The organism is Rhodococcus sp. AH-ZY2 (genome assembly GCF_030916465.1).
GTDB lineage: Bacteria > Actinomycetota > Actinomycetes > Mycobacteriales > Mycobacteriaceae > Rhodococcus > Rhodococcus ruber.
Genome location: NZ_CP126458.1, coordinates 1,244,620 through 1,270,527 on the forward strand (window position 1 = coordinate 1,244,620; position 25,908 = coordinate 1,270,527).

Annotated in this window: 24 protein-coding genes; 11 read left to right on the forward strand and 13 right to left on the reverse strand. The window is 69.8% G+C overall.

Annotated features, from left to right (window positions below):
* The 4 genes from QNA09_RS06810 to QNA09_RS06825 are packed head-to-tail and all read right to left on the reverse strand — an operon-like array spanning position 1 to position 5,140.
* Positions 1 to 1,800 (reverse strand): FAD-dependent monooxygenase, encoded by a 1,800-nt coding sequence (locus QNA09_RS06810; RefSeq protein WP_248957508.1) that lies wholly within the window; start codon positions 1,798 to 1,800, stop codon positions 1 to 3.
* A gap of 34 nt (positions 1,801 to 1,834) precedes the next feature.
* The gene (locus QNA09_RS06815; protein ID WP_010592312.1) at positions 1,835 to 2,287 is read right to left on the reverse strand and encodes a MaoC family dehydratase; all 453 of its coding nucleotides are present in this window, start codon (positions 2,285 to 2,287) and stop codon (positions 1,835 to 1,837) included.
* Positions 2,284 to 3,867 carry a class I adenylate-forming enzyme family protein gene (locus QNA09_RS06820; RefSeq protein ID WP_040275718.1) on the reverse strand — a complete coding sequence of 528 codons (1,584 nt, stop codon included), beginning with the start codon at positions 3,865 to 3,867 and terminating at the stop codon, positions 2,284 to 2,286. The genes QNA09_RS06815 and QNA09_RS06820 overlap by 4 nt, the downstream gene beginning before the upstream one ends.
* 25 nt (positions 3,868 to 3,892) lie before the next feature.
* Positions 3,893 to 5,140 carry an FAD-dependent monooxygenase gene (locus QNA09_RS06825; protein WP_248957509.1) on the reverse strand — a complete coding sequence of 416 codons (1,248 nt, stop codon included), beginning with the start codon at positions 5,138 to 5,140 and terminating at the stop codon, positions 3,893 to 3,895.
* A gap of 201 nt (positions 5,141 to 5,341) precedes the next feature.
* On the opposite strand from QNA09_RS06825, the gene QNA09_RS06830 reads away from it, so the two are divergent.
* Together QNA09_RS06830 and QNA09_RS06835 are read left to right on the forward strand one after the other, a co-directional pair.
* On the forward strand, positions 5,342 to 6,139 hold the full coding sequence (locus tag QNA09_RS06830; RefSeq protein ID WP_248957510.1) for an IclR family transcriptional regulator: 798 nt from the start codon (positions 5,342 to 5,344) through the stop codon (positions 6,137 to 6,139).
* A 28-nt stretch (positions 6,140 to 6,167) separates the two neighbouring features.
* Complete coding sequence (locus QNA09_RS06835) at positions 6,168 to 6,791, forward strand: TetR/AcrR family transcriptional regulator (RefSeq protein WP_010592308.1); 624 nt, start codon at positions 6,168 to 6,170, stop codon at positions 6,789 to 6,791.
* Positions 6,792 to 6,820: 29 nt separating this feature from the next.
* Here the strand turns inward: QNA09_RS06835 and QNA09_RS06840 are convergent, their stop codons facing one another.
* On the reverse strand, positions 6,821 to 8,464 hold the full coding sequence (locus tag QNA09_RS06840) for a helix-turn-helix domain-containing protein (protein WP_010592307.1): 1,644 nt from the start codon (positions 8,462 to 8,464) through the stop codon (positions 6,821 to 6,823).
* Positions 8,465 to 8,684: 220 nt separating this feature from the next.
* Between QNA09_RS06840 and QNA09_RS06845 the strand changes: the two genes are divergently transcribed.
* The 7 genes from QNA09_RS06845 to hcaB all read left to right on the forward strand — a co-directional run bounded on the left by QNA09_RS06845 (position 8,685) and on the right by hcaB (position 14,890).
* Positions 8,685 to 9,941, forward strand: a complete 1,257-nt coding sequence (locus QNA09_RS06845) for an NAD(P)/FAD-dependent oxidoreductase (RefSeq protein ID WP_248957511.1) — start codon at positions 8,685 to 8,687, stop codon at positions 9,939 to 9,941.
* Between the two features lie 115 nt (positions 9,942 to 10,056).
* Complete coding sequence (locus QNA09_RS06850) at positions 10,057 to 10,914, forward strand: alpha/beta fold hydrolase (protein WP_248957512.1); 858 nt, start codon at positions 10,057 to 10,059, stop codon at positions 10,912 to 10,914.
* A gap of 22 nt (positions 10,915 to 10,936) precedes the next feature.
* A complete protein-coding gene (locus tag QNA09_RS06855; protein ID WP_248957513.1) occupies positions 10,937 to 11,839 on the forward strand; it encodes a VOC family protein in 903 nt (300 codons plus the stop codon).
* Positions 11,832 to 13,163 (forward strand): aromatic ring-hydroxylating dioxygenase subunit alpha, encoded by a 1,332-nt coding sequence (locus tag QNA09_RS06860; RefSeq protein WP_010592303.1) that lies wholly within the window; start codon positions 11,832 to 11,834, stop codon positions 13,161 to 13,163. The genes QNA09_RS06855 and QNA09_RS06860 overlap by 8 nt, the downstream gene beginning before the upstream one ends.
* The gene (locus tag QNA09_RS06865) at positions 13,160 to 13,720 is read left to right on the forward strand and encodes an aromatic-ring-hydroxylating dioxygenase subunit beta (RefSeq protein WP_248957514.1); all 561 of its coding nucleotides are present in this window, start codon (positions 13,160 to 13,162) and stop codon (positions 13,718 to 13,720) included. Before QNA09_RS06860 ends, QNA09_RS06865 begins: the two co-directional genes overlap by 4 nt.
* An 11-nt stretch (positions 13,721 to 13,731) precedes the next feature.
* Positions 13,732 to 14,106 carry a bifunctional 3-phenylpropionate/cinnamic acid dioxygenase ferredoxin subunit gene (locus QNA09_RS06870; protein ID WP_248957515.1) on the forward strand — a complete coding sequence of 125 codons (375 nt, stop codon included), beginning with the start codon at positions 13,732 to 13,734 and terminating at the stop codon, positions 14,104 to 14,106.
* A complete protein-coding gene (hcaB, locus tag QNA09_RS06875) occupies positions 14,093 to 14,890 on the forward strand; it encodes a 3-(cis-5,6-dihydroxycyclohexa-1,3-dien-1-yl)propanoate dehydrogenase (RefSeq protein WP_026137689.1) in 798 nt (265 codons plus the stop codon). Before QNA09_RS06870 ends, hcaB begins: the two co-directional genes overlap by 14 nt.
* Before the next feature lie 76 nt (positions 14,891 to 14,966).
* On the opposite strand, the gene dmpG is transcribed toward hcaB, so the two are convergent.
* Genes dmpG through QNA09_RS06890 form a run of 3 tightly spaced genes read right to left on the reverse strand, consistent with a single transcriptional unit; the run spans position 14,967 to position 17,784 of the window.
* Positions 14,967 to 15,992 carry a 4-hydroxy-2-oxovalerate aldolase gene (gene dmpG, locus QNA09_RS06880; protein WP_248957516.1) on the reverse strand — a complete coding sequence of 342 codons (1,026 nt, stop codon included), beginning with the start codon at positions 15,990 to 15,992 and terminating at the stop codon, positions 14,967 to 14,969.
* Positions 15,989 to 16,966: an acetaldehyde dehydrogenase (acetylating) gene (locus tag QNA09_RS06885; protein ID WP_040275751.1), complete on the reverse strand. Its 978-nt coding sequence runs from the start codon at positions 16,964 to 16,966 to the stop codon at positions 15,989 to 15,991. Before QNA09_RS06885 ends, dmpG begins: the two co-directional genes overlap by 4 nt.
* The gene (locus QNA09_RS06890; RefSeq protein ID WP_040275753.1) at positions 16,963 to 17,784 is read right to left on the reverse strand and encodes a 2-keto-4-pentenoate hydratase; all 822 of its coding nucleotides are present in this window, start codon (positions 17,782 to 17,784) and stop codon (positions 16,963 to 16,965) included. The genes QNA09_RS06885 and QNA09_RS06890 overlap by 4 nt, the downstream gene beginning before the upstream one ends.
* 171 nt (positions 17,785 to 17,955) lie before the next feature.
* Here QNA09_RS06890 and QNA09_RS06895 point away from each other — a divergent pair, with 171 nt between their 5' ends.
* Together QNA09_RS06895 and QNA09_RS06900 are read left to right on the forward strand one after the other, a co-directional pair.
* Positions 17,956 to 18,738 carry an IclR family transcriptional regulator gene (locus QNA09_RS06895; RefSeq protein WP_308072333.1) on the forward strand — a complete coding sequence of 261 codons (783 nt, stop codon included), beginning with the start codon at positions 17,956 to 17,958 and terminating at the stop codon, positions 18,736 to 18,738.
* 117 nt (positions 18,739 to 18,855) lie between these two features.
* Positions 18,856 to 19,800: a DUF1214 domain-containing protein gene (locus tag QNA09_RS06900; RefSeq protein WP_308072335.1), complete on the forward strand. Its 945-nt coding sequence runs from the start codon at positions 18,856 to 18,858 to the stop codon at positions 19,798 to 19,800.
* 71 nt (positions 19,801 to 19,871) lie between these two features.
* Here the strand turns inward: QNA09_RS06900 and QNA09_RS06905 are convergent, their stop codons facing one another.
* The 5 genes from QNA09_RS06905 to QNA09_RS06925 all read right to left on the reverse strand — a co-directional run bounded on the left by QNA09_RS06905 (position 19,872) and on the right by QNA09_RS06925 (position 25,879).
* Positions 19,872 to 21,362 carry a stealth family protein gene (locus QNA09_RS06905; RefSeq protein WP_308072336.1) on the reverse strand — a complete coding sequence of 497 codons (1,491 nt, stop codon included), beginning with the start codon at positions 21,360 to 21,362 and terminating at the stop codon, positions 19,872 to 19,874.
* A 286-nt stretch (positions 21,363 to 21,648) separates the two neighbouring features.
* Positions 21,649 to 22,497: a hypothetical protein gene (locus tag QNA09_RS06910; RefSeq protein WP_308072337.1), complete on the reverse strand. Its 849-nt coding sequence runs from the start codon at positions 22,495 to 22,497 to the stop codon at positions 21,649 to 21,651.
* Positions 22,487 to 23,269 carry a hypothetical protein gene (locus tag QNA09_RS06915; RefSeq protein WP_040275759.1) on the reverse strand — a complete coding sequence of 261 codons (783 nt, stop codon included), beginning with the start codon at positions 23,267 to 23,269 and terminating at the stop codon, positions 22,487 to 22,489. The genes QNA09_RS06910 and QNA09_RS06915 overlap by 11 nt, the downstream gene beginning before the upstream one ends.
* Complete coding sequence (locus QNA09_RS06920) at positions 23,262 to 25,535, reverse strand: hypothetical protein (protein WP_210062695.1); 2,274 nt, start codon at positions 25,533 to 25,535, stop codon at positions 23,262 to 23,264. The genes QNA09_RS06915 and QNA09_RS06920 overlap by 8 nt, the downstream gene beginning before the upstream one ends.
* Complete coding sequence (locus QNA09_RS06925; RefSeq protein WP_010592290.1) at positions 25,532 to 25,879, reverse strand: hypothetical protein; 348 nt, start codon at positions 25,877 to 25,879, stop codon at positions 25,532 to 25,534. Before QNA09_RS06925 ends, QNA09_RS06920 begins: the two co-directional genes overlap by 4 nt.
* Positions 25,880 to 25,908 lie beyond the last annotated feature (29 nt).

Consider the following 25,908-nt stretch of genomic DNA (forward strand, 5'->3'; position numbering starts at 1 on the left):
TCACGCCTGCCGGTGCAGGATGCGGAGCATGGCGTCGCGCAGTGCGCTCACCGGGTCGTCCGTCATGCGGTGTGCGCGCCATCCGATGTGGGTGTCCGGCCGGACCAGGACCGCCCCGTCCTCCGCCACCTCCCGCAGCCTGCCCCAGTCGAAGTACAGGTCCTGCACCAGCTCGCCGGCTCCGATCACGATCGGGACCACGTCGACGCCGAGCTCCTCCGAGACCTTCGCCGCCGCGCCGGCCCACGCCCGGCCGGTCTTGCCGGTGAAGAGCGTGAACTGCGTGTACTGCGCCAGATCGTGCGTCGACATCCTGCTCGTCGAATCACCCACCCAGCAATGCGGCAGGCGCACGCCGGGATACGTGTGCGGCTCGTACTGCAGTTCCGGATCCCGGGTGGGGACGGGCGGGGCGCTCCCGTCCTCGACCACCGCGGGGGAGCCGGCGTAGTTCTGCCCGAGTTCCACGCCGAGGGCGTTGAACTCGTAGTTCTTCAGTTCCATCGCCGCCGCGAGCGCCTGCCTCTTGGCGGCGCCCTCGGGTGTGTCGGCCCGGAGTTCGGCGAGTTCGGCCTGCATGTGTTCGACCGTCGTCGCCCGGGTCGTGCCGAGGGCTTCGAAGATTCCCACGAACTCGCGACTGGACTTGTTGGCCCGCTTGACGATCTGCTCGGCGACGGGGACACGTTCGACCGAGTAGGTCTCGAGCAGTCCCGGACCGGCGCGTCCTTCCAGCACGGCGGCGATCTTCCAGGCGAGGTTGTAGGAGTCCTGGATGGAGGTGTTGGAGCCGAGGCCGTTGCTCGGCGGGTGCCGGTGGGCGGCGTCGCCGGCGATGAAGACCCGTCGGGTCTGCATGTGCGTGGCGTACATCTCGTTGTTGCCCCACAGCGAGTAGCCCGTGATCTCGACGTCGATGTCGTCGCGACCGATCATGGTGCGGACGATCTCCCGGGCGCGATCGTCGTTCATCTCCGGTGCCGGCAGTTCGATGTCGTAACCCCACACGGCGAGCCACTCGTTCCAGGGGCGCACCATGCGGACGAGTCCGGCGCCGATGCCGCCGACATCCGAGCCGGGCTGCACCACCCAGTACAGCACCGAGGGGCGGTGCGCGACGAGGTCGGTGAGGTCGGCGCGGAACGTGATGTTCATCGAACCGGCAATGTCCATCCGGCCCTCGAACGGCAGCCGGAGGGCGTTTGCGATCGTGGAGCGGGCGCCGTCCGCCCCGATCAGATACCTGGCGCGGATGTCGAACTCGCGGCCGTCGAGCCGATCGAGAACCCGGACGGTGACCCCGTCGGCGTCCTCGGAATGGGAGAGGTACTCGGTCGAGAACCGCGTCTGCGTACCGCGGACCGTGGCGTTCTTCACGAGGATCGGCTCGAGGTGCGTCTGCGGGATGTCGCAGTTGAGGGACGGCGAAGCGAGCACGTAGTCGGCCTCGCGGGCGGGGTGGGTTCCCCACGACAGGATCCGCCCGAGTTCCTCACCGGCCAGGGCGGTGCAGAACACGGTGTCGCCCATGATGTCGTGGGGGGACGCTTCCGCAAGGACCTGCTGTTCGATGCCCACGTCACGGAAGATCTCCATCGTCCGCTGATTGGTGATGTGGGCGCGCGGCGTGTTGGCGGTCCACCGGTACTTGGTGATCATGATGTTGTCGATGCCGAGGGTGGACAGGAACAGCGCGGCCGACGCCCCGGCGGGGCCGGATCCGACGACGACGACGTCGGTTTCGACGACCGGGCCGGGGGGAGGAGCGGTCTCGTCGAGACCGTCGTGGAAGACAGGCATGGGTACTCCGAAGGCAGGGGGCGGAAGGTGGGTGTCAGTCGTAGTAGCGGAAGATCACCTCGGCGACGCAGGCGGGTTTGTCGCCGTCCTCGATCTCGATGACGCACCGGTAGACGGCATCGACACCACCGTCGAAGGGCACGGTGTCGGTCAGGTGCAGGTCCAGCCGCACCCGCGAGTCGACCGGAACCGCGGCGGGGAAGCGAACTCGGTCGAGGCCGTAGTTGAGTCCGACGGAGCAGAAGGAGGTATCGATGGTCTGCTGGATGAGCCCGCCGATCAGCGCCAACGTGTGGTACCCGTGCGCGATGATCGAGCCGAACGGGGAGGCCGCGGCGCGCTCGGCGTCGAAGTGGATCCAGTTGAAGTCGTGGGTGGCTTCACCGAATCCGCGGATGTGCTGGTGGTCCATCGTCACCCACGGACTGGAGCCCAGGTGCGTGCCGACGTGGTCGGTGAGGTCGGCGGTGCTGTCGAAGACGATCATCGTTCCTCCTGGGACGGGACGGGGGCGGGCGTATCGGCTCTCGGGTCGAGCATCTGTTGCACGCCCCGGCGGTCGAGCTTGGAGTTGGCGAGCAGCGGGATCCGGTCGCAGAACCGCACGCTCTTGGGGATCTTGTAGGAGCTGAGACGCTCGCGAAGGAACTTCTTCACGTCGTCCTCGGTCGGGGCGTGCCCGGGCGCCGGGATCGCAAGCATGTGGGCGGCCTCGCCGAGGTCGGGATCCGGCACGGCGGCCACGGCGGCGAGCTGGATGCCGGGGTGATTCTCGACGATCTGCTCGATCTCCATCGGCGAGATGTTGTAGCCGCCGGAGCGGATGAGCAGCTTCGAACGTCCAGCCAGGACAAGGTTTCCCGAGTCGTCGAAGTACCCGAGATCGCCGGTGCGCAGCCAGCCCGTCGGCGTGATCGCCTCGGCGGTCTTCTCGGGCTTGCGCCAATACCCTTGCATCAACGGGTTTCGGCGTACGAGGATCTCGCCGGGTTCGCCGGTGTGGTGCCCCGGGATCGGTTCGATCCGGATGTCGACGTCGTCGAGCGGCTTGCCGACGGTGCGGGTCGCATCCGCAGGAGTGATGTCCCGATCGGTCATGGTGATGCACCCGACCTCCGTCATGCCGTAGGAGGCGCCGACGACGGGGATGCGGGCGGCGAGGCGTTCGGCCAGGCTCACCGGCAACGGTCCGACCCACCACAACCGCTCGAGCGAGCCGAGGTCCGCGGTCTCGAACCGATCGTGTGCCATGAGCCTGTTGAGCATGGTCTGGATGACTCCCTGCCAGAGGGTGACCTTCTCCTGCTCGATCGCGGTGAGCGCGGCGCCGGCGTCGAAGCGCGGCAGCTGGACGAGGGTGCCGCCGGACAGAATCGCGGACACGATCTCGTTGCCCTGACCGCCGATGTGGTCGATCGGCATGAGCGACAGGATTCGTGGCGCCTCGACGGGGGTGTGGCGCAGGAGCGCGGAGAAGGTGAGGATGCCGCGATGGGTCACGACGGCGCCCTTCGGGTCCCCCGTCGTCCCGGACGTGTAGACGATCGACAGCGGGGCGTCGGGATCGACGGGCCGCACGACGGATCGTGCGGGAGCCACCTCGAAGGGCAAGGGCCCGCCCGGCTCGTCACCGAGATGGACGACGGCACGAATGTCGTGGCGTTCCGCGGCCCGATCGACGAGGGCACCGAACTGCGTGCCTTCGAATCGGTCCACGGTGACGAGGACGGAGGGTGTGGCGTCCGTGAGGATGTAGTCCAGTTCCTTGTCGTTCACCCGCGTCCCGATCCCGAGGAAGATCGCGCCCAGCCGGGCGCACGCGAGATAGACGGCGACGACTTCGGGGCGCGGGTACGAGAGCATGCCGACCCGGTCGCCGGCGCGCACCCCCAGCGCCTCGAGACCGGCGGCGGTGCGTTCGGCCTGCTCGCGCAGTTCGCCGTAGGTGCAGCGGAACGGACCGTGCACGACGGCCTCGCGATCGGGGTGGGCGGCGGCGCGACCGGCGAACACGTCCCAGAGGCTGGTGCTCGGTGTGCCGGGGTCGGGGTGCGGTTGATCGATCATGATGGTCCTCGGCGTGCGGTGGTGGTCAGAAGCGGGTGGACGGTGAGAAGCGTTCGGCGGAACCGGATGTCACCCGGCTGTCCAGCCACATTCCCGGCCGGCTCCACCAGCGCGCGGCGAACGCCGCGCCCCATTGCGCGGCCCGGTCGAGCACGGTGTTCGCCTCCATCTGGGCGAGCGCGCCACCGGCCGCGTCGGCGTTGAAATGCCCCGCGCGGCGGCGTGTCTCGCCGGCCGCACCGACCTGTTCCCGAGCGGCGGCGTCCCCGCCGTCGCGCGCTGCGGCGGCGAACGCCTCGATCGCGGCTTGCGCGTCGCGCACTCCGGAGTTCAACCCGCGTCCGCCGCCGAACGGTGCGAACAGGTGCGCCGCTTCACCCGCGAGGAACACACGGTTGTGCGGGTCGGTGAATCGCGCGGCGACCGCCCGATGGAATCGGTAGCGCGAGACCCACGCGATGCGGTCGCGGTAGCGTTCGCCGAGGACGGCCGCGACCCAGGCGGCGGTGCCGTCGGCCGACTGGAGGGCCTCGACGTCGTCGTCTCGGCGCGCCTGCAGGTCGAGACGCCACCCACCCCGGAAGGGCAGGACGAGGACGTTGCGTCCCTCGACGGCCGGGTGCCGGTAGTGGAACTCCCGTACGAGGGGCAGCGGGCCGTCGGCCACCTCGTCGACGTCCACGATGACGAAGGACGCGTCGGAACGGGGGCCTTCCATCTCGATTCCCAGTGACGTGCGTACCGCGGAGTGCGCACCGTCGGCGGCGACGACGTAGTCCGCGTCGATCGTGCTGCCGTCGACGAGGTGGACCGCGACCCCGTCCGCGGTGGACGACACGCTGCCGACCCGGGTGTTCCACCGGATCGGAATCCCGGCCGCCTCGACGTGCTCGAGCATCGCCCGCTCCTGCAGTCGCTGCGAGATGCTCGAGCCGAACGCGCCGTGGGGTGCGCGCGGGAAGGTCCGTTCGTACACGGTGCGGCCGTGGTACGTCGAACGGATGCGCGGCCAGGTCACGCCCTCGCGGGCGAGCCGCGCGCCCAGGCCGGGGGAGAAGGTGTCGAGCTGGTCCAGCGTCTCGCGGTAGAGGTAGGTCGCGCGGCTTCCGGCGCGGAGGCGGTCGCTGCCCTCGGCCTCGAGGACGGTCGCCCGGAGACCGTGCGAGTGCGCGGCGAGGGCGGCCACGAGTCCGACGGGGCCGGCGCCGACGACCACGACATGACATCGTGACGCCGAGGTCGGGTCCGGGGGAGCGGGGGATTCGGAGGTCATGGCTTCGACTGTTGCCGGACCCGGGTCGGTGCTCAATGGACGATTCGCCCAGTGATCGGGCCGGGTGTTGTGCGGATCGACCCGAGGCGGTGGGCCCGGCGAGGCGGCGCAGGAGGCGGGCGGATGCGCTCCGTTGACAGGGTGCCGGCCGGTCGCTAGCCTCGTTGGAACGATCGTTCTAGCCAGCTTGGAGGCGTTTCTATGGCAGAAGATCTTCGCCCCGGACTGAGGTGCCGCACAGTCTCGGCGCCGGACGATCGTGCGACGTCCGCATCGTTGCTCGGCCGGGCCTTCGAGATCCTGGGCGTGTTCACCCAGTCCCGGCGGTCGATGACGTTGAGCGAACTTGCGCGCGGAAGTGGGTTGCCCAAGTCCACGACGCACCGCCTCCTGGCCATGCTGCAGGAGGTGGGCGCCGTCGAGCGCATCGACGACCGCTATCAGGTGGGGCTGCGGCTGTTCTCGGTGGGGATCTGCTCCGCCGAGGTCGAACTGCGCGATGCCGCGCTGCCGTTCCTCGAACGAATCCACCGGGCCACCAGGCAGACCGTGAATCTTGCCGTGCTGCGCGGACACGACGTGGTCTATCTGGCGAAGACGACCGGCGGTGCAACCCCGACCCCCGCCTCGGTGGGCGGCAGGTTGCCGGCTCATGCCACGGCGGTCGGCAAGGCGCTGCTCGCTCACACCCCGGTGGACCCCGACGGGTCGCGATCGCACCCCCTCGTCCCGCGAACGCCCGCGACGATCGTGCGTCCGGACGACCTGCACGCCTGCCTCGAGGGCGTCCGCCTCCGCGGGCACGCGATCGACCGTGAGGAGGCGGCGAAAGGCTTGGCGTGCATAGCGGTTCCCGTTCTGGTGGGCGGCGAGGCGATCGCGGCGATCTCGGTGGCGTTCCCGAGCGGGTACGGCAGCGGCGAGCAACTCGTCTCGCCGCTGCGGGAGGCGTCGGCCGCGATCGGCCGGTCGCTCGGGGCGCGCTACGCATCCGCATAGACGAGTCGAGGGAGGGGGGACCGCATCCATGTCCAGCGCGGAGGCGACGTCGCAGAGCAGTCGCGAGTACCTGATGAACGTCGCGGAGCAGTTGATGGCCGCTCGGGGTTACCACCGGACGTCCATCGCGGACATCCGGCGTGCATCGGGGCTGCCCGTCGGGTCGATCTACCATCACTTCAAGAGCAAGTCCGGCCTGCTCGCCGCGGTGATCGAGCGGGGCAGTCGCAGGTTCTTCGCCAATCTGCCCAGGGCGGTGGATATTTCCGGTTCCTCCGAGGAGACGATGCGCGCGTACTGGTCGGCCGCGGCGGCGACCATCGCCGAGCACATCTCGTACTTCCAGCTCGAGGCGGACATCGTATGGCACGGGGCGGCCGACCCGGAGCTCGCCGCCGTGGTGGCCACGGCCACCGACTACGCCCGCGACCAGCTGGTGGCGGTCGTCGAACCGTTCGCGCGGGAGAGCGGAGTGGGAGACCCGCGCGCGCTCGCGGTCGAACTCGCGCTGACCAGCGTGACCTTCGTGCGCGGTGCCGTCATCGAATCCGGGGGGGACGCCGCGTACCTCGAACGCAAGATCGGCGCCCTCTACCGGATGCTGCGCGCCGACATCGTCGTCCAGGGCGCCGACCGCGGCGCCCGCCAGTAAGGTTGGGGGGTACGGTCGCGCGGCCCGCGTCAGTGGCCGTCCCGGCGTCCCACGACGGTGCTCAGCCGCAGCGCGAGCAGCAGGAAGAAGCGCGCATCCGGGTCGTCGAGATCGACGCGGAGCAGCTTGCCGACACGTTCGATGCGGTAGCGCAACGTGTTCACGTGCACGTGCAGTGCCCGGGCCGTTTCCGCCGCGCGCCGGTCCTTCTCCAGATACGTCTGCAGTGTGTGCAGCAGGTCGGAGCCGTCGCGACTGTCCGCGCGGAGCACGGGGGCCAACGTTTCCTCCGCCGCGGCCGCCACGGCGTCGACCCCGCCGACGTGTGCGAAGAGGCGGTACATTCCGAGCGACTCGACGGTGACGACGGTGCGTTCGTGCAGTCCGTGGACGCCCACGCGCAGCGCGAAACGCGCCTCTCGCACGGCCGCCGGATAGTCCTCGGCCCGGCGGCAGACCGGCCCGATGCCGGCGCCGAGCGCGTGGGGGCGGCACTCCTCGACGATCGTCGCGAGGTGCGTTGCGAGGGAGGACGATTCCGCGTGGCCGCGCAGCGGCCACAGCACGAACGCGTCGCCCTCGAACGTGGTCAGCTGCGCGTCGGGGACCCGAGAGCGCACCCGTCGGCTCAGGGTGTCGAGCAGTGCCCGATCCACGGGCCGGTCACCTCCCACGGCGACGACCGCGCGCGGGACGCCGAGGTCGAGCCCGACCAGCAGCGCCCGATGCCACAGTCGGCGCAGCTCGTCCTTCGACCCGTCCAGCAGACTGCGGACCAGGTGATCGGTCAGGCGGATCTCGGTTTCGAGGGCGGCACGGTGCCGCGCCAGGTCCATCCCGACCAGAGCCGCCAGCACGCGCACCGAGTCGTCCCCGGTGGCCGCGGCCCCCCGCAGGGTCAGCGTCGCGTCGCCCGTCCCGGGGACGCGGAACTGCCGCACGCACACCGTCGTGCGGCGCCCGTCGACGGGCGGCTGTGCGGGGCCGGCGTTCGGCCCGTCGAGGTGCAGCGACCCGCCCAGCGTGTCGCCGGCGAGTTCGAGACAGTGGTCGACGCCGGCGCCGGTGAGCATCGATTCGGCTGCGGCCAGGAACAGCTCGCGCTCGGCGCGGGTCCGCTCGCGGTCGTCCTCGAGCGTCCGCAGGGACTGCGCGACCCGCGCTCGTTCCGCGGCCCGCCCGCGCAGTTCCCCGGCCATCGAGGCGAGTCCGGCCAGCGCGCGCAGCTCCGCCGACTCGAACGGCCGGCGTGCGCGCGAGACCACATACAGCACGGAGTCGATGTGTCCGGCGCCGCTGACGGGCACCGCCGCCGCCGAGACCAGTCCCTCCCGTTCCAGCAGCTGCCGCATCCGGGGGATCGCCCGGGGATCCGCGCCGTAGTCGGGTGTCGACACCGGCCCGCCGCTGCGCAGCACCTCGCCCCCGAGCCCCCGGTCGGGCGGTATGTGGCTCAGCGCATGGGCTTCGGGCTGACTCAGACCGGACCCGGCCACCATGCGGAGACCGTCCGCGTGGGCGTCCATCCAGAACGCCGCGTCGGCTCGCGCGGTGGCGCGGGCCGAGGTGAGTGCGGCGCGCACCACGGCGTCGGCGCTGTCGGCCGCGACGATGTCGCGAAGAGCCGTCAGGATGTCGGTGTACTGAGCGCGCCCGGATCGTTCGACAGGCATGCGGTGAGCATACGCCCGGCCACGGCCACGCTCCGGCGGATCCGTGCGTCCAGGGCTCGGAAAAACGAAGCCACGTAACACTTCACGCCGTCGTCGCGAAAGGAGTTCCGGCGCACGGAACAGTCGATGGACGGCGGTGCCCGCCCGGACCTACTGTGACCCGTACAACATGCCTGCGGAGTGGGGTACATCCCAACCGCTCCGTGAAGGAGATGGCACTTTGACCCGTATCGAGCACCACGTCGTCGTCGGAGCCGGCGCTGCCGGCCTGGCCGCGGCATCGGCGATGAGAGACAACGGCTTCGCCGGCCGAATCACCGTCGTCGACGCCGACCCCCACACCCCCTACGAACGCCCGGCGCTGTCGAAGGAGTACCTCGCCGACCGCAGGCTGCGGGAAATCGTGGCCGAGACGGAGTACCGGCGTCTGGACATCGAGTTGCGCCTCGGTGTCGGGGTGCGCCGGTTGCGCCCGGCGGACCGGCAGATCGACACAGCCGACGGGGACGCGCTGGCCGCGGACCGGGTGCTGCTTGCCACCGGTGTGTCGGCACGACGGCTGGACGTCCCCGGGGCCGATCTCGGGAACATCCTCACGCTGCGGGATGCGGACGACGCCGCGGCCCTGGCCGCCCGGCTGAGCGCGGGGGGACCGCTCGTCGTCGTGGGCGGCGGCTTCGTCGGCCTCGAGGTCGCCGCATCCGCGGCGGACCGCGGAATCGACGTCACCGTCGTCGAACTCGGCGATCTTCCGCTCCTGGCGGTCGTCGGCCCGGACATCGCCCGACGCATCTGCCGGCTCCACACCGAACGGGGGGTGCGCATCCTGACGCGCCGGACGGTCGACGCGTTCGTGGGCTCGTCCGCAGTGGAGGCGGTGCGGCTGTCGACCGGGGAACGGCTGGACGCGGCAACCGTCGTCGTCGGATGCGGTGTCGTCCCCAACGACGCGCTGGCGAGGCAGGCGGGCACAGCCTGCGCCGACGGCATCACGGTCGACGACCTGGGCCGCAGCAGCGACTGGATCTGGGCGGCCGGAGACGTCGCGGCGCACGTCAATCCCCACCTGGGTCGCCGGGGGCGCATCGAGCACTGGGACGTGGCCCGCCGGCACGGTGCGGCCGTCGGGGCCTCGATGGCCGGCACGGCCACCGTCAATCGTGAGATCCCCTACTTCTGGTCGCACCAGTACGCGCACACCCTGCAGATGTACGGGCGCGGCCGGCCCGGCGACCGGGTGGTCGTCCGGGAGTCCACCACCGAACCGGGATTCGTGGCCTTCTGGGTGCGCGACGGACGTGTCGCCGCCGCAGCCGCCCTGGACGAGCCGCGCGACGTGCGGTCGGCAAAAATCCTGGCGGAGAACAGAAGTGCGGTCCCGGACGAGGTTCTGCGGTCCGCGGGTACCGATCTGCGCCGGGTGGCCCGGCAACTCGGTCGTTCGGGCGCCCCGCGCGCCGCCGATGTCGCCGGGTGATCCGCGACAGACCGGACAATTCTTCCCATCCACATCCGGCCGGGCCGGGGCGCGGCTGCCGCGCACCCCGGACCGCGTCGAAGCCTGTGCCCCACCGCACGCAGAGAGGACGACGATGACGACGACGATGGAGACCTCCGACGTGGAGGCCGGCGGCTTCCGCATCCGCCTCAACCGGGCCGGCCCGCGCACCGGGGAGGCGATCCTGTTCCTGCACGGATCGGGACCCGGCGCGACCGGCCTGTCGAACTACGCCGCGACCGTTCCGGCATTCGCGGACGACTACGACTGCCTCGTGATCGACCAGGTGGGCTGGGGCGACTCGAGCCACCCCGCCGAGCTCCCCCCGAGCGGACGTGTCCGGCAGCTCGTGCTGAGCAACCTGGCACTGCTCGACGCCCTCGGTCTGGACCGGGTGCACCTCGTGGGGAACTCCCTGGGCGGGGTCGTCGCCCTGAACATGGTGACCGCCGCGCCGGAGCGGATCGGGAAGGTTGTCGGCATGGGCGCCGGCGGCGGCGGGAACACCGCTCCGACCGGGGAACTGCTCAAGCTCATCGAGTTCTACAACGACCCCACGCTCGAGAGCATGAAGCAGCTGATCTCGTACATGGTCTACGACCCGGACCTGTTCGGCGCCGAGATCGACGCGATCGCCCGGGATCGGCTCGAGACGGCGCTGCGGCCGGACGTGCGCCGATCCCACCTCCTCACCTTCGGGCTTCCCGGGCCCGGACCCGGTCTGCCCGGCCTGCGGGTCCCGGAGACGTCGTTGCGGCGGATCGACAACGACGTCCTGCTCGTCCACGGCCGCGAGGACTCCGTGGTTCCCGCCGAGAGCAGCGAATGGCTCGCCCGGCGAATCCCCAACGCACGCCTGCACATTGTGCCGCACTGCGGTCACTGGGCGCAGATCGAACAGGCCGACCGGTTCGTCCAGCTCAGCACGCTGTTCCTGCGCGGCCGAATCTGAGATGTCAAGGAAAGGAAGTCCCGTGAGCACTGTGAATGCTCTTGCATACCTGCGGGTGCGCGGCCCCGTCGACGAGTGGAGGGAGTTCGGCACGCGCATCGTCGGAGCCCAGCTCGCCCCGTCCGACGACCCCACCGAGGCCCGCTTCCGGTTCGACGAGCGCGAGTACCGGCTGACGGTCGAGGACGGTCCCGCCGGCGAGGACGCCCTGCTCGCCCTCGGGTTCGAGACACGGACCAGTGCGGACCTCGACGCGCTCGTGCGCCGACTGGACGAGAACTCGGTCCCCGTCTCCGAGGACGCCGATCTGGCACGCGCGCGGAACGTGCAGCGGCTCATCGCCTTCGCGGATCCCGACGGCAACTCGATCGAAGTCGTGTTCGGCCATCCGCACGACCACACGCCGTTCGTGTCGCCGCGAGGAATCGACTTCGTGACCGGCGATCTCGGCCTCGGGCACGTGTTCCTCTTCGCGTCCGACGCGCAGGGATCCGCCGAGTTCTACCAGTCGATGCTGGGCTTCCGCCCCAGCGACACCATCGCCTTCGGACCCACGAACGCGGTCTTCCTGCACTGCAATCCGCGTCATCACACCGTGGCCCTCGCCACCATTCCGGGCCCCGGGCCGGGGATCGGCCATCTGATGCTCGAGCTCAGCCGCCTCGACTCCGTCGGGCGTGCGCTCGACCTGGCGATGGAGACGCCCGGACAGGTCGTGCGTGCCCTGGGGGAACACACCAACGACGCGATGACCTCGTTCTACCTGGCCACACCGTCCGGATTCGCCATCGAGTACGGGTGGAACGGCAGACTCGTGGACGACGACTCGTGGACCGTCGGCCACTACCGGTCGGCCAGCACGTGGGGCCACCAGGTTCTCGCCGACGTCCCCAGCGCCGTGGCAATGGGAGCCGACGATGAATGACATCCATGCACTGGTCGACCCCGCCGGCGGCCGGCTCAACCCCACCGTCTACACCGACCCGGACATCTACGAGCTGGAGCTCGAGCGGGTGTTCGGCCGCACCTGGCTCTTCCTCGCGCACGACAGTCAGTTGCCGAAACCCGGGTCGTTCGTCCAGACCTACATGGGGGAGGATCCGGTTCTGGTCGTGCGCCAGCGAGACGGCTCGGTGAAGGCGTTCCTCAATCAGTGCCGGCATCGGGGAATGCGGATCTGCCGCTCGGACGAGGGCACCAGCCGCGCGTTCACCTGCACCTACCACGGCTGGTCGTACGACCTCGAGGGCAACCTGATCAACGTGCCGCAGCAGCAACGCGGATACCGTGACCGGATCGACAAGTCCTCCTGGGGCGCCACGAAGGTCCCCCGCATCGCGAGCTACCGGGGCTTCCACTTCGGCACCTGGTCGGAGGACGTGCCCGACTTCGCCGAGTATCTGGGCGAGATGGCCTACTACTTCGACGCGACCATCGATCGATGGGACAACGGTGTCGAGTTCGTCAAGGGCGCCGCGAAGTGGGTCATCGACTGCAACTGGAAGCTGCCGGCGGAGCAGTTCGCCAGCGACATGTATCACGCGGCGATCTCGCATTCGTCGGCGATGCTGGCCCTGCACGAGGATCCGGCCTTCCACGGCCTGCTCAATCCGCCGCCCGACGCGCCGGGCCGGCAGTTCGCCGGCAACGGCCACGGATCGGGCAGCTTCTGGCTCCCCGAATTCGGCCCCGACCTGCACGCAGGTCCCGAGTACAGCGCGTGGCAGACAGCCAACCGCGACGAAGTCTTCCGCCGGATCGGCGCCGACCGCGCCGTCAAGGTCTGGGGACACAATCTGATCTTCCCGAACTTCTCCTGGCTCGGGCCCGTGAACACGATGCGGGTGTGGCATCCGCGCGGACCCGGCCAGATCGAGGTGTGGGCATGGACCTTCGTGCCGAAGGACGCCTCGCCGGAGGCGAAGGCGGGCATGCGGCGCGGCACCCAGCGCTCCTTCAGCCCGGCCGGGGTCTTCGAGACCGACGACGGTGAGAACTGGACCGAGGTTCAGCAGGTGCTGCGCGGGTGGAAGTCGCGCAGCACGGAGTTGAACGTCCAGATGGGGATGGGATTCGAGGAACGAGACAGTCACGGCCTTCCGGGTCTGTCCAACGACGTCTACAGCGAAACCGCCGCCCGGGGGTTCTACCAGCGGTGGCTGGATCTCGTCGACGGCCTGCCGTGGGACGAGATCCTCCGCCGGGCCGACGAGGCGACGCGCTCCGAACACGCAGGAGAGAACCGATGACCACCGACACCCGCAGCACCGAGGGGTTGCCCGCGTCCGTCCGGCGCGCCGACGTGCATCTGCAGCACGCGGTCGAGCAGTTCCTGTACGCCGAGGCGGAACACCTCGACAACCACCGCTACCACGACTGGCTCGACTTCTTCGGGGAGGACGTGCACTACTGGGCGCCCACCCGCATGACCCGCACGTTCCGCGAACGCGACGCCGAGATCTCCGGCCCGGACGAGGGCGCGTTCATCGACGACGACTTCCACTTCCTGCGGGGCCGGGTCCGGCGGCTCACCTCGGGCCTGTCCTGGTCGGAGGAGCCCCCCTCGCGCACCCGGCGGTTGCTGACCAACGTCCGCGTCGCGCACCGCGAGGACGGTGATCTCGACGTGGTGTGCAACTTCAGCGTCTACCGCAGCCGCCTCGAGCGGCACGAGGACTGGTTCGTCGGCGAGCGCTTCGATGTGCTGCGCCACCACGGCGGCGCCCTGCCGTTCAAGATCCGCGAGCGCCGGATCGTCCTCGAGCAGACCACGATCCTCGCCCCCAGCATCAGCATCTTCCTGTGAGGTATCCGACGATGACGGTGGAATCATCCAGTGAGAACACGCGGTGGGTTCGGGTCTGCGCGGTCGGCGACCTCGACGACGACGACGCGGTGCGGCTCGACTCGCGTCCGCCGGTGTCGGTGTTCAGGTCGGACGGGGAGTACTTCTGCGTCGACGACACGTGCACGCACGAGACCTACTCCCTCGCCGACGGATGGATCGAGGACTGCGTCGTGGAGTGCCCGCTCCACCTGGCGAAGTTCTGTCTCCGAACCGGCCGGCCCCTGAGTCCGCCCGCGACGACCGCGGTCCGCACACACCCGGTCCGGATCGAGGGCGGCGAGATCCACGTCGGTCTTCCCGGCGCGTACGAACTGAAGGAAGGAGCCTGCAGTGGGACGGCTTGACGGAAGGTCGGTTCTCGTGACGGGCGGCGGATCCGGGCTCGGCCACGCCCTGGTCAGACGGTTCGTCGAGGACGGCGCTCGCGTGACCGTGCTCGACCGGTCGGAGCCGAAGCTCAGCGCGCTGCGCGAGGCGTTCGGCACCGGCGTGCGCACCCTGGCGGGCGACGTCACCTCGTTCGCCGACAACAAGGAGGCGGCCGATCTCGCCGTGCGCGAGTTCGGTGCCCTCGACACCTTCGTCGGCAACGCCGGGGTCTGGGACTTCGGCCGGTCGCTGCTCGACGCGTCGCCGGACGAACTCGGGACCGGGTTCGACGAGCTGTTCTCCGTCAACGTGAAGGGCTATCTGCTCGGCGCGAAAGCCGCAGCGCCGCACCTGAAGTCCTCCCGCGGCAGCATGATCTTCACCCTGTCCAACGCGGCGTTCTTCCCGGGCGGCGGTGGCCCCCTGTACGTCTCGTCCAAGCACGCCGGTGTGGGACTCGTGCGACAGCTCGCGTACGAACTCGCCCCGGAGGTCCGCGTCAACGCGGTCGCCCCCGGCGGCATGGCCACCGACCTGCGCGGGCCCGGCGCGATGGGACTCGCCGACCGCTCCGTGGCCGATGCCATTCCGATCCGGCAGATGGTGCGCGACAACGGCGCGCTGCAGATCGAGGTGGAACCCGACGACTACGTCGGTGCCTACCTCTACCTCGCGTGCCGTGACGACTCCGCGACCGTGACGGGAACGGTCGTGGACGTCAGCAGCTGGGGAACACCCAAGCGGACCGGCGCCGTCTGACGGGCGCCGGCGCAGGGAACCGGGGCGGGTCCGTCGTTCGCGACAGACCCGCCCCGGCGCGTGTGCGGATCCCGGGTCACGCCGGGCTGCCGGCACGTTCCCCCAGCAGGTCGAGGGCGATGTCGACGATCATGTCCTCCTGCCCGCCGACGAGCGCGCGCCGCCCGACCTCGAGCAGGAGGGTGCGCACGTCGATGCCGTAGCGCTCGGACGCGGCCTCCGCGTGCCGGAGGAACGAGGAGTACACGCCGGCGTAGCCGAGCGTGAGGGTCTCCCGGTCCACCCGCACCGGCCGGTCCTGAAGCGGCCGGACCAGGTCGTCGGCCGCGTCCTGCAGCGCGAACAGGTCGCTGCCGTGCGTCCAGCCCTGCAGGTCGGCGACGGCGACGAACGCCTCGAGCGGGCAGTTGCCGGCGCCGGCGCCGTGCCCGGCCAGGGAGGCGTCGACGCGGGTGACCCCTTCCTCGACGGCGACCACGGAGTTCGCCACCGACAACGACAGATTCTCGTGGGCGTGGATCCCGAGCTCGGTGCCCGGATCGAGCACGTCCCGGTAGGCGCGGACCCGTTCGCGTACCCCGTCCATGGTCAGCCGACCGCCGGAGTCGGTGACGTAGACGCAGTGCGCGCCGTACGACTCCATCAACTTCGCCTGCCGCGCCAGCTCCGCGGGCGGTGCCATGTGGCTCATCATGAGGAACCCGGAGACGTCCATGCCCAGCTGGCGGGCCGTGGCGATGTGCTGGGCCGAGACGTCCGCCTCGGTGCAGTGCGTGGCCACGCGCACCGAGCGGACCCCGAGCCGGTAGGCGTGCTCGAGCTCGCGGATCGTGCCGATCCCGGGCAGCAGCAGGGTGGTCAGGCGCGCCCGGGACACGTTCGCGGCCGCGGCCTCGATCCACTCCCAGTCGGTGTGGCTGCCCGGTCCGTAGTTGAGGCTGCCGCCGGCCAGGCCGTCGCCGTGGGCGACCTCGATGGCGTCGACACCGGCCGCGTCCAGCGCGGCCACGATGCGGCCCACGTCCTCCGGGGTGATGCGGTGCCGAACGGCGTGCATCCCGTCCCGCAGCGTGACGTCCTGGATGAACAGTTCGGTCGTCATCGGGTGGCCTCCAGTTCTGCCGCGCGTGCGGTGTCCGTCTCGGCGGCGGCCTCCGCGAACCGCAGGGCCGCCGAGGTCATGATGTCGAGATTGCCCGCGTACGCGGGCAGGTAATGGGCGGCACCCTCGACCTCGAGGAACACCGACACCTGGTGGGTGGGGGTGGCCGGGGCGCCGTCGGCGAGCAGGGTATGCACCGGTTGCCCCTGCGGGACCGGGGTGATCTGCACCTGCTGCTTGAGCCGGTAGCCCGGCACGTAGGCGGCGACGTCGGCGACCATCCGCTCGATCGACTCCCGGACGGCGTCGTGCACGACCGCGCTCGGCTCGGAGATCAGGCAGAACACGGTGTCCCGCATGATCAGCGGCGGCTCGGCCGGGTTCAGAACGATCACCGCCTTGCCCCGGGCCGCCCCGCCGACCGACTCGATCGCGTGCGCCGTCGTCTCGGTGAACTCGTCGATGTTCGCGCGGGTGCCGGGTCCGGCGGACTTCGACGCGATGGACGCGACGATCTCGGCGTAGGCGACGGGCGTGACGCGCGAGACCGCCGCCACGACGGGAATGGTTGCCTGCCCACCGCAGGTGACCATGTTGACGTTCGGGGCGTTCCGGTGGGCGTCGAGGTTGACGGCCGGAACGACGAAGGGGCCGATCGCTGCGGGGGTGAGGTCGATCAGCCGCTTGCCGTAGGGTTCGAGCGCCCGGGCGTTGGCCCGGTGCGCCTGCGCCGACGTCGCGTCGAACACGACGCCGATCTCGTCGAAGTTCGGCAGGCCGATCAGGCCCGCCACGCCGTCGGCGGTGGTGGGGACACCCAGCCGGCGGGCGCGGGCCAGGCCGTCCGAGTCGGGGTCGATGCCGACCATGGCGCCCATCTCGAGGTTGGTCGAGTTCCGGATCACCTTGATCATCAGGTCGGTGCCGATGTTGCCGGAGCCGATGACGGCCACCTGTGTTCTAGGGGTGCTCATGCGTTGTCCTCCTGGGTGAAGGTCGCGGTCACCGAACCGAGTCCGGTGATGTCCGCGGTGACGGTGGAGCCGGGGTGGACGGGCGCCATCGGCCCGAGGGCCCCGGACAGGACGATCTGCCCGGCGCGGAGCGGTTCGCCGAACCGGCGGGCGGTGTCGGCGAGCCACGCCAGGGCCCGCAGCGGGTCGCCCAGGCAGGCCGCGCCGTTCCCGGTGGACACCGCCGCGCCGTCGACACGCATCTGCATCTCGGTGTCGACCGGTTCGAACTCGTCGAGCCGGCGGCGCCGGGTGCCGAGGACGAACAGCCCGGACGAGGCGTTGTCGGCGACCGTGTCCCCGAAGGTGATGTCCCACCCTGCGATCCGGCTGTCGACGATCTCGAGGGCGGCGACGGCGTAGTCGACGCTGTCGCGGATACGCCGGTCGTCGAGTGGGCCGTCGGTGAGGTCCTGCCCGAGCACGAAGGCGATCTCCGCCTCGACCTTCGGTTGCAGCAGGCGCTGGAAGGGCACCGGTTCGTCCTCGGTGTACTGCATGTCGTCGAACAGGACGCCGAAGTCGGGCCGGTCCACGCCGAGTTGCCGCTGGACCGCCGGTGACGTGAGCCCGATCTTGCGACCGACCACCCGCGCCCCGGCATCCGCGCGTGCGGCGTTCAGCTTCGTCTGGACCGCGTAGGCACGCTCGATGTCGGTGCTGCCGATGAGGTCACGCACCGGCGGGCAGGGCGTGCGGGTCTGTACCGCGTGGTCGAGTCGGACGAACGCCGCATCGACAGCCGGATCGTCCGTCGCGGCGGAAGGCGGAGCCGGCATTCGGTCGGTTCCTGGGGAGGGGGTCATGGCGGTCCCGGAAAGTCGAAGGGAATGGACCTGCCCACTGTCACCGGGCGAGCCGGCATCCGGCCAGGAAGATGTTCGACTCAGTGGAACGTACAGTGGTGGGTGACCCGAATCTGCAGGTCACCGGACGAAAGGGGGAATGCGGTGCCCACTCCCGGCGACGCGCAGATCGACCCGAACACCGTGCTCGGCAAGGTCGTCACCGTGCTGTATGCGTTCACCGTCGACGACCACGGGCTCAGCCTCGCGGAACTCGGCCGGCGCACCGGCATCCCCAAGGGCACCCTGCATCGGCTGCTCTCCGACCTCGTCAAGGTGCGCCTCCTCGACCGCACCCGGGCCGGCTACCGGCTGAGCGGGCAACTGTTCGAACTCGGCATGCGGGCGTCCACCGAGCGCAGCCTGATCGAGGTCGCCACCCCGTTCCTGGAGGACCTGTACGAGCGGACGCACGAGACGGTGCACCTGGGCATCCTCGAGGGCACCGAGGTCGTCTACATCGCCAAGATCGGCGGACACCGGCAGGCCCGCTCCCCGTCCCGTCTCGGCGGCCGAATGCCGCTGCACTGCACGGCCATCGGAAAGGCGCTCCTCGCGCACTCCGATCCGGAGATCATCGACAGGGTGCTCGCCGAGCCACTCGAACGGCGCACCCCGAAGACGCTGTCCGGGCCCGGACTGCTGCGCGCACAGCTCGAACGCATCCTCGACGAGGGGGTCTCGTACGAACGCGAGGAATCCGCGATGGGCATCACCTGCGTCGCTGCGCCGGTGCTCGACACGGACGACCGGCCGATCGCGGCCCTCAGTGTCACCGGTCCCGTGGCCCGGTTCCATCCCGAGCGGCACACCACGTCGGTGCGCGCGGCCGCAGCCGGGGTCGCCGCCACCCTCGCGCGCCGCGCGCGGATGGCGGAGCCGGAATGAGACGGGCCGCATGTGCCCGGCGGCCGGCCCGGCAGTCCCCGCTGGGGAATTCCGGTCCGTCGCGGAGGCGGACGAATCGGACAGCGCGCGGAGCGTGCGTCGTCTAGGCTGCCGCGCATGACATCGGTGAATGTGGACAATTTCGTTCGCGCGGAGACGGATCGGATGTTTCTCGATCTTCAGCGGGACGCCGGGGGCATCAATGTGCTCCGGCACAACCGGGAGCCCGCCTCGGTCGAGCAGCAGACGGTGATCCGGATGAACCGCGACACCCTCTACAGCCTCGCGATCGTCGACACCTCGGAGGGCGCGACCCTCACCATCCCCGACGGCGGTCGACGGTACCTGTCCGTGATGGTGGTCGACCAGGACCACCACGTCGATCGGATCCTGCACGACCCGGGAGAGCACAGGCTCACCGCCGACGAGTTCCCGACACCGTACGTCGCCGTCGCGGTGCGGATTCTCGTCGATCCGTCCGATCCGGACGACGTGCAGGCCGTGGCCTCGCTCCAGGACCGGTTCCGTCTCGACGCCGGGTCGTCGACACCGTTCACGGCGCCCGACTACGACCGGCCGAGCTTCGACGCGACGCGGGAGGCGCTGCTGGCGCTGGCGCGAGGACTGACGGGTTTCGACCGGATGTTCGGCGCCCGGGATGAGATCGACCCGGTCCGGCACCTGATCGGCACCGCCGCCGGCTGGGGTGGCCTGCCGACCACGGAGGCCGCCTACATCGGCGTCGATCCGGGACTGCCGGTCGGCGAGTACGAGCTGACCGTCCGCGATGTGCCCGTCGACGGGTTCTGGTCCGTCTCGGTCTACAACGCGCAGGGCTTCTTCGAACCGAACGCACAGAATGCCTACAGCGTCAACAACATCACGGGCGTGCCGAATGCGGACGGCTCGATCACCGTCCGTTTCGGGGGCGGCGGCGATGCGGACCGTGCCAATTACCTTCCCGTCACGGAGGGGTGGAACTATCTCGTGCGCCTGTACCGCCCGCGCCCGGAAGTCCTCGACGGAAGCTGGACATTTCCCACCTTGTCGAACGGGCGGTGACCGGATTCGCGTTCCACCCGGCCGCCCCGCGGAAAGCGGGGCGGCCGGATCGAGGGGCTACGCGGTGCGGGTCACGACCGTCCCGGGTAGTCCGTCTCCCACGGCGCCGGGATCGGGTAGTACCGCTCCAGGAATTGGGTGACCTTCGCGGTGCGCAGCTCGAGGTCGACCTCCGGTGTGCTGCCGTCGTTGAGGCAGAACAGGTCGGTCGTCCGCTTCGCCAGCAGCGTGTCCAGCTCCCGTAGCCCCGACCTCACCGTCGTGTCGACGTACTTCACCCGCGCCGCGGTCTGCTGCACCGCCCGGCCGGTCATCAGCGCGTAGTAGTGGTAGAAGGAGTTCGTCACCGAGATGTTCTCCGCGGCCCGGAACGTGCTCGCCGCCGTGGCCGCGAACTCGTCCGCGAACTCCCGCTCCATCTCCGCCATGATGCTCTTGCGCAGCGGCACCGGCGTGTGTTCGAGGTGCCGGGTGATCGTCACCCCGAACCGCTCCTCGAGCAGCCGGCGATTGACGCGGGCCGCGTTCTCGAAACCGCTGCGCTTCTTGTGGTTCCGGCCCAATCCGATGCGGGTGTCCGCCTCGATGAACTTCGTGACCCCACCGGCGGAGAAGAACATCTGCGGATCCACCGGGCGACCGAAGAACATGTCGTCGTTCGAGTACAGGAAGTGCTCGGACAGACCCGGGATGTGGTGCAGCTGGCACTCGACGGCCTGCGAATTGTGGGTGGGCGGCACCGACCGGTCGGCGAAGAACTCCTCGCTGCGCACGAACGTGACCTGCCCGTCGTCGGCCAGCCAGTCCGGCCGGTCGGAGTCGGTCGCGACGAAGATCCGCCGGATCCACGGCGCATACATGTGCACGGAGCGCAGCGCGTACTTGAGCTCGTCGATCTGCCGGAAGCGGGCGGGGGAGTCGTCGCCCTCGCCCACCACGTAGTTCTGCAGGCGTTTGGCGCGCTCGGCCTGCCACTCCTTCGACGAGCCGTCCACCCACGAGAACACCAGGTCGATCTCGAACGGGACGTCCGACGGGTGCGCCGCGAACATCCCCTCGATGGTCGGCCACGTCTGTCCGTAGCGTTCCACGGTGCCGCGCGTGACCTCGTCGCGCAGCACGCTGCGCCGGGTCAGCGCGTTCTCCCTCGGCAGGAGGATCTCGTCGTCGGTGTGCGACCACAACTCGATCTGCACCCCGTTCGACGCCCCGTACCGCAGGCCGCTGGTGAGTTCCACCCGCGGCCGGAACAGGCGGAAGATTCGGGCCTTGGAACTGCGGGAAAGCCGGCCGTCCGCGACGAGCACGGGACGGTGCCGTTTCGCACCCACGGTCTTGGAGTAGAACGGCTCGTCGGTGCAGGCGCCGACCAGCGCGGCACGCAGCTCCTTGCGGTCGGCCCAGTCCACCGCCAGGACCGGGCGGGTGCCGTCGCCGCGGACCAGCAGATAGTCGATGCCGGCGTCGTCGAGGACCCGGCGCACGAACTGCAGATCCTCGAGCATCGCCTGGCGCGGCGTGGTCGTCGAGATGGGGATCGCGTAGCGGTCCCGGAACCACACGATGTGCGGGTGGCCGTGCAGCCGGGCCGCTCCGAGGCGAGCGGAGGAGTATCTCCGACGCTGTGGGGCAGGGAGACGAGATGAACAGTGTGGGGGGCTGGCGTGTGCGTCGGAGTGCTCCTTTCCTGTGAAGGGAATTTCCCGGGCGAGAACCCGGGAACGAGAAGTTCGATTCTAGTTCACTATTGCAACTTCAGGCACATCGTGAAGGCGCAGGTGGTGAGGCGTCTCCGGAATCGGTGGCCTGTGCGGGGTCCAGTTTCGGGACTGCGGCGTTCGTGGCGACTCAGCCGGCACTCGCCGGTCCGATCCATTCGGGGTATTGCTGGGCGACGGGCATGGTGGGTGGTTCGAAGCCTCGGGGTGGCGAGAGCAGGCCGTCGCGGAGTTCGAAGGTGGGGAAGCGTTCGTGCCACCACGCCGTACACGTGTCCGGTATGACCCAGTTCGGTCCCCCGGTGCGGAGCTGGACGATCTTCCAGGTGCCGAAGACGTTCCAGTCGGGGGCGATGGCGGCGCGGGGATCGTGTCCTTCCGGGTCGGTGTCGGGGATACCGGCCGCGCCGGCGGTTTCGACAGTGTTGCGCAGGGTCACGGCCCACACCCACTTCATGGGATCGAAGGAGAGGTTGAGCCCGGGTTCGGTTTTGACTCGGTATTCGCATACTGCTGCCGTGATCTCCGAGTTGCCGGCAGACAACATCGTGAGATGGTGAAAGTACGTGGCTCGCCACGGTGGTGGATCGTGGCGACTGGGACGTACCAGATGAGCCCACACCTCGGCGTGGTCGAAATCGTACGGTGCGCCGATGGCGTCGAAGTATCCGGGGAATGTGAACTTCGTACCGTAGTTGAACGTGCGAAGTCCGGATTCGACTGCGGCGCGGACCAGTTCGGCGCCGCGACCGAAAAGGTCGATGTCGGGGTCCACGGACCACACGTGCGTGTACGCGACCGGCGGCTCGGGAACGGGAACCGGACGTGGATCGGTTGGGCTGTCGGTGCCGCAGCCGGTGACTGCGAGTAGGGCAGTGGTGACGACGGCAATGACGCGCCGCCGGCGCGGTGCGTTCATCGGGGCCCTTCGCTGTTCGCTGGCGGTGCGGCGGTGCCGCGTTATGGGTTCAACCGGCATTCGCCGGTCCGATCCATTCGGGGTATTGCTGGGCGACGGGCATGGTGGGTGGTTGGAAGCCTGGGGGTGGCGAGAGCAGACCGTCGTGGAGTTCGAAGGTGGGGAAGCGTTCGTGCCACCACGCCGTACACGTGTCCGGTATGACCCAGTTCGGTCCCCCGGTGCGGAGCTGGACGATCTTCCAGGTGCCGAAGACGTTCCAGTCGGGGGCGATGGCGGCGCGGGGATCGTGTCCTTCCGGGTCGGTGTCGGGGATACTGGCCGCGCCGGGTGTCTCGGCAGTGTTGCGCAAGGTCACCGCCCGGACCATTCTCAGGGGATAGACCGAGTACTCTTCTCCCGGTTCTGTGCCGACGCCGTACTCGCACACGGCTCCAGTGACTTCCGTGGCCGTCGCCGACAGTGCCGTGAGATGCATGAAGTACGTGGCTCGCCACTGTGGTGGATCGACGGGACCGGGGCGTACCAGATGATCCCAGACCTCGGCGTGGTCGAAATCGTACGGTGCCCCGATGGCGTCGAGGTATCCGGGGAATGTGAACTTCGTACCGTAGTTGAACGTGCGAAGTCCGGCTTCGACTGCGGCGCGGACCAGCTCGGCGCCGCGGCTGGACAGGTCGATGTCGGGGTCCGCGGACCACACGTGCGTGTACGCGACCGGCGGCTCAGGAACGGGAACCGGACGTGGATCCTCCGGCGCGCGGTCCCCGCACCCGGCGGTGAAGGCGAGCAATGCGACGCATCCCAGGGCCGACAGCCGTGTCTCAGCCATTCGTGCGCACCACCGTGTCGTAGGCCTCCTGCATGGCCGTCTCGTGCCCGTCGGTCGGGTTTCCGTACTCGTTGAACGCCTCACGCAACATGGCATGTCGCACCTCCTTGTCCGATTCCGAACCGACGATTTCGTCGTACGGCTCGAGCCGACCCGCCTCGTCGAACAGGTTCCGATGGTGGGCACGGATCGGTACCGGCACCTCCGGCGCGGCCGCAAGCACGTTGTAGTACTGCCGCACCAGGTTCGGGCCCGTGAGCTCGGCTGATTCCTCCGTGCCGGGCTCCGGGCCGATGTGCAACTCCTTCAACGGATCACCGCCTGCTTCGTAGAGCGTCGCGATGTACTCACCGCCGGGGAACTTCTCCAGGCCGAACGCGCCGAGGGCAAGGACTGCGTCGTAGGCGGCGGACTTGCGGTCGTAGATCGCCTGCTGCCGCTCGGTCTCGTCGTGGAAATCGTCCTGGGTCGACAGCATCAGCCCCCGGTCGGTCAGCCCCAGGATGCGACCGGCCGTCGAGAGCTCCGCCGTCGTGCCCGAGGTGTACGGGTCCTGCGCGTACCGGGTCTCGGCCGCCACAACGGACGCGAATGCACTGCCGGTGAAATGCGTGCCGGCCTCGGGATCGGTGTTCATCGCGGCGAAGACGTTCGCCGAGCCGCGATAGCTGCTGTTGTCCTTCGGATCCGCCCAGTCGCCGACGTCGAATCCGGGCCGATCCGCCTGTGGGGATCCCGCCAGGTCGGGAATGTAGGGGCTCAGGCCGTGCGAAACCGTCCGCAGCAGATCAGGATTCAGCTGACCCACCGACTGCCCGTCGGTTTCCGGGATGGCGGACAACGTCTTCCACGCCTCTCCGGAACTCATCGCGCCCGCGACGGCGGCCATGATCGCGCCGTGACGGGTCGCTGCGGCGACGTCGGCGGCGTTGTGAGGATCGTCGACCACTCCGTCCTTCACGTCGGCGCGGAACAGCGACGACACCGCCGCACCGTCGTCCGACCAGTCGTGCACCAGTACGTTCCGCACGAAATCGGTGCCGTGCTCAGGGTCGGTGACGGCCTGTTCGACCGCGATGCGGTCGTCCGCCACCGCGGTGAGGATTCCGGCCGTCAACGCACCGTCGCCCGTGCCGCGTCCGTCGACGGTGAAGAACTCGAAACTGCGGTTGGGGTCCTGCGCGAACGCGACCTGGGCGTCGAGATATCGGCGACCGACATCCAGGAGATCCCGGTCGAGCGTGCTGCCGGACCGGTACACCGCATCGCCCTCGGCCACGGTCCCGGCGAGGGCCTGGTTGTCGGCGACGCCGTTCAGTTCGGTGCTCGTGTAGGTCGTGCCGCCGATCGTCCGGAAGCCGTGAACAACCAGATCGTCGCGGTCGAGTGCCGCCCGGATCCCGTCCGGTAGCAGGTCCGCCCCGCCACGCGGGGCGATGTCACCGTCGGCGACGGCGACGGCGACGTTCTCGGTGGAGACGATCTGCAGCGCGTTGGCCAGCGCGCTGCGAGCCCCGGCCGGCAGTCCGGCCATGAGGTCGGCGATCTCCCGGGGCGTCCTGCCGTCCAGGGACCGGCTGAGGGCCACCAGGTACTCCATGTGCGACGACGGGATGGTCGCCGCTGCGCCCGCGCGCAGGGCGTCGACCTGTTCCGGTGTCAGCGCACCGGCTTCGAGTAGGCGCCGCAGCGCCTCCGGCGTCACCGATCCGTCGACCAGCCGCGCGCCGTCCGCGTGCCCCTGGTCCGTGCCGAGCGCAGCCACCGAGGTGAAGTCGGCTCGCAGCAGGGCCCGCGCGGCGCTCAGTTCCTGCTGCAGCGCCCGGTCGGCGTTCTCGACGGTCGACACCGCCTCGGCCAGGTACGCCTGCAGGCCGGCTCGGGCCGCTTCCCGGTCCGGGTCCGGCGCCGGATCGCGCACCGTCAGGTCCTCGCCGACGACGAACCCTTGGGCCTCGGCGTCGAGGATCGTCGCCCGGGCGCGCTGGAGTGGCGCGTCGACCTCGTGAAATCCCTGTTCGAGCCGACGAGCGAGCGTGTCGAGCCGATCGACCAGGGCGACGACGGTCCGTCTGTCGGCCGCGGCGCGTTCCTGCGCGGCCTCCGCGGTACGTCCCTCCCAGTACGTGCCGCCGACGTCGGTGACGGCGGCGACGTATCGATCGAACAGCTCCTCGATCCGGCCCCCGGCGTCGCGCCACGCGCGACCGATGTCGTCGAGTTGTCTCGGATTCCATTCCCGAACCTGCCCCTTGGTCAGGGTCATGCCGGATCCTCGTCGACGCGCCAGTCGCCGGTGGCCGAGAGATAGGCCGAGACCAGTCGCGTCGCCGACGTGTCGTCCTGGTCGCGGTACTCGCGCGCGGTGGCGCGCATGACGTCACCGGTCTCGCCGAGACGCTCCGCGAGCGCGGGAATCAGGGCACTGTCGACGATTTCCTGCGAGAGGCGAGCCGCCTCCAGTACCGACGGCATGAGCGCGTCCAGGGCCGGCGCATACGGTCCCGCCGCGGGACCCACGCGCAGCCGCGACGCCTCCGCGGCCAGGCCGTGCAGTCGTCCGCTCAACTCCTCGAGACGCGCCACATCGGCGCGCAGTTCCCCCACCATTCGTCCCCCCTACGAATCGACGCGGGGAC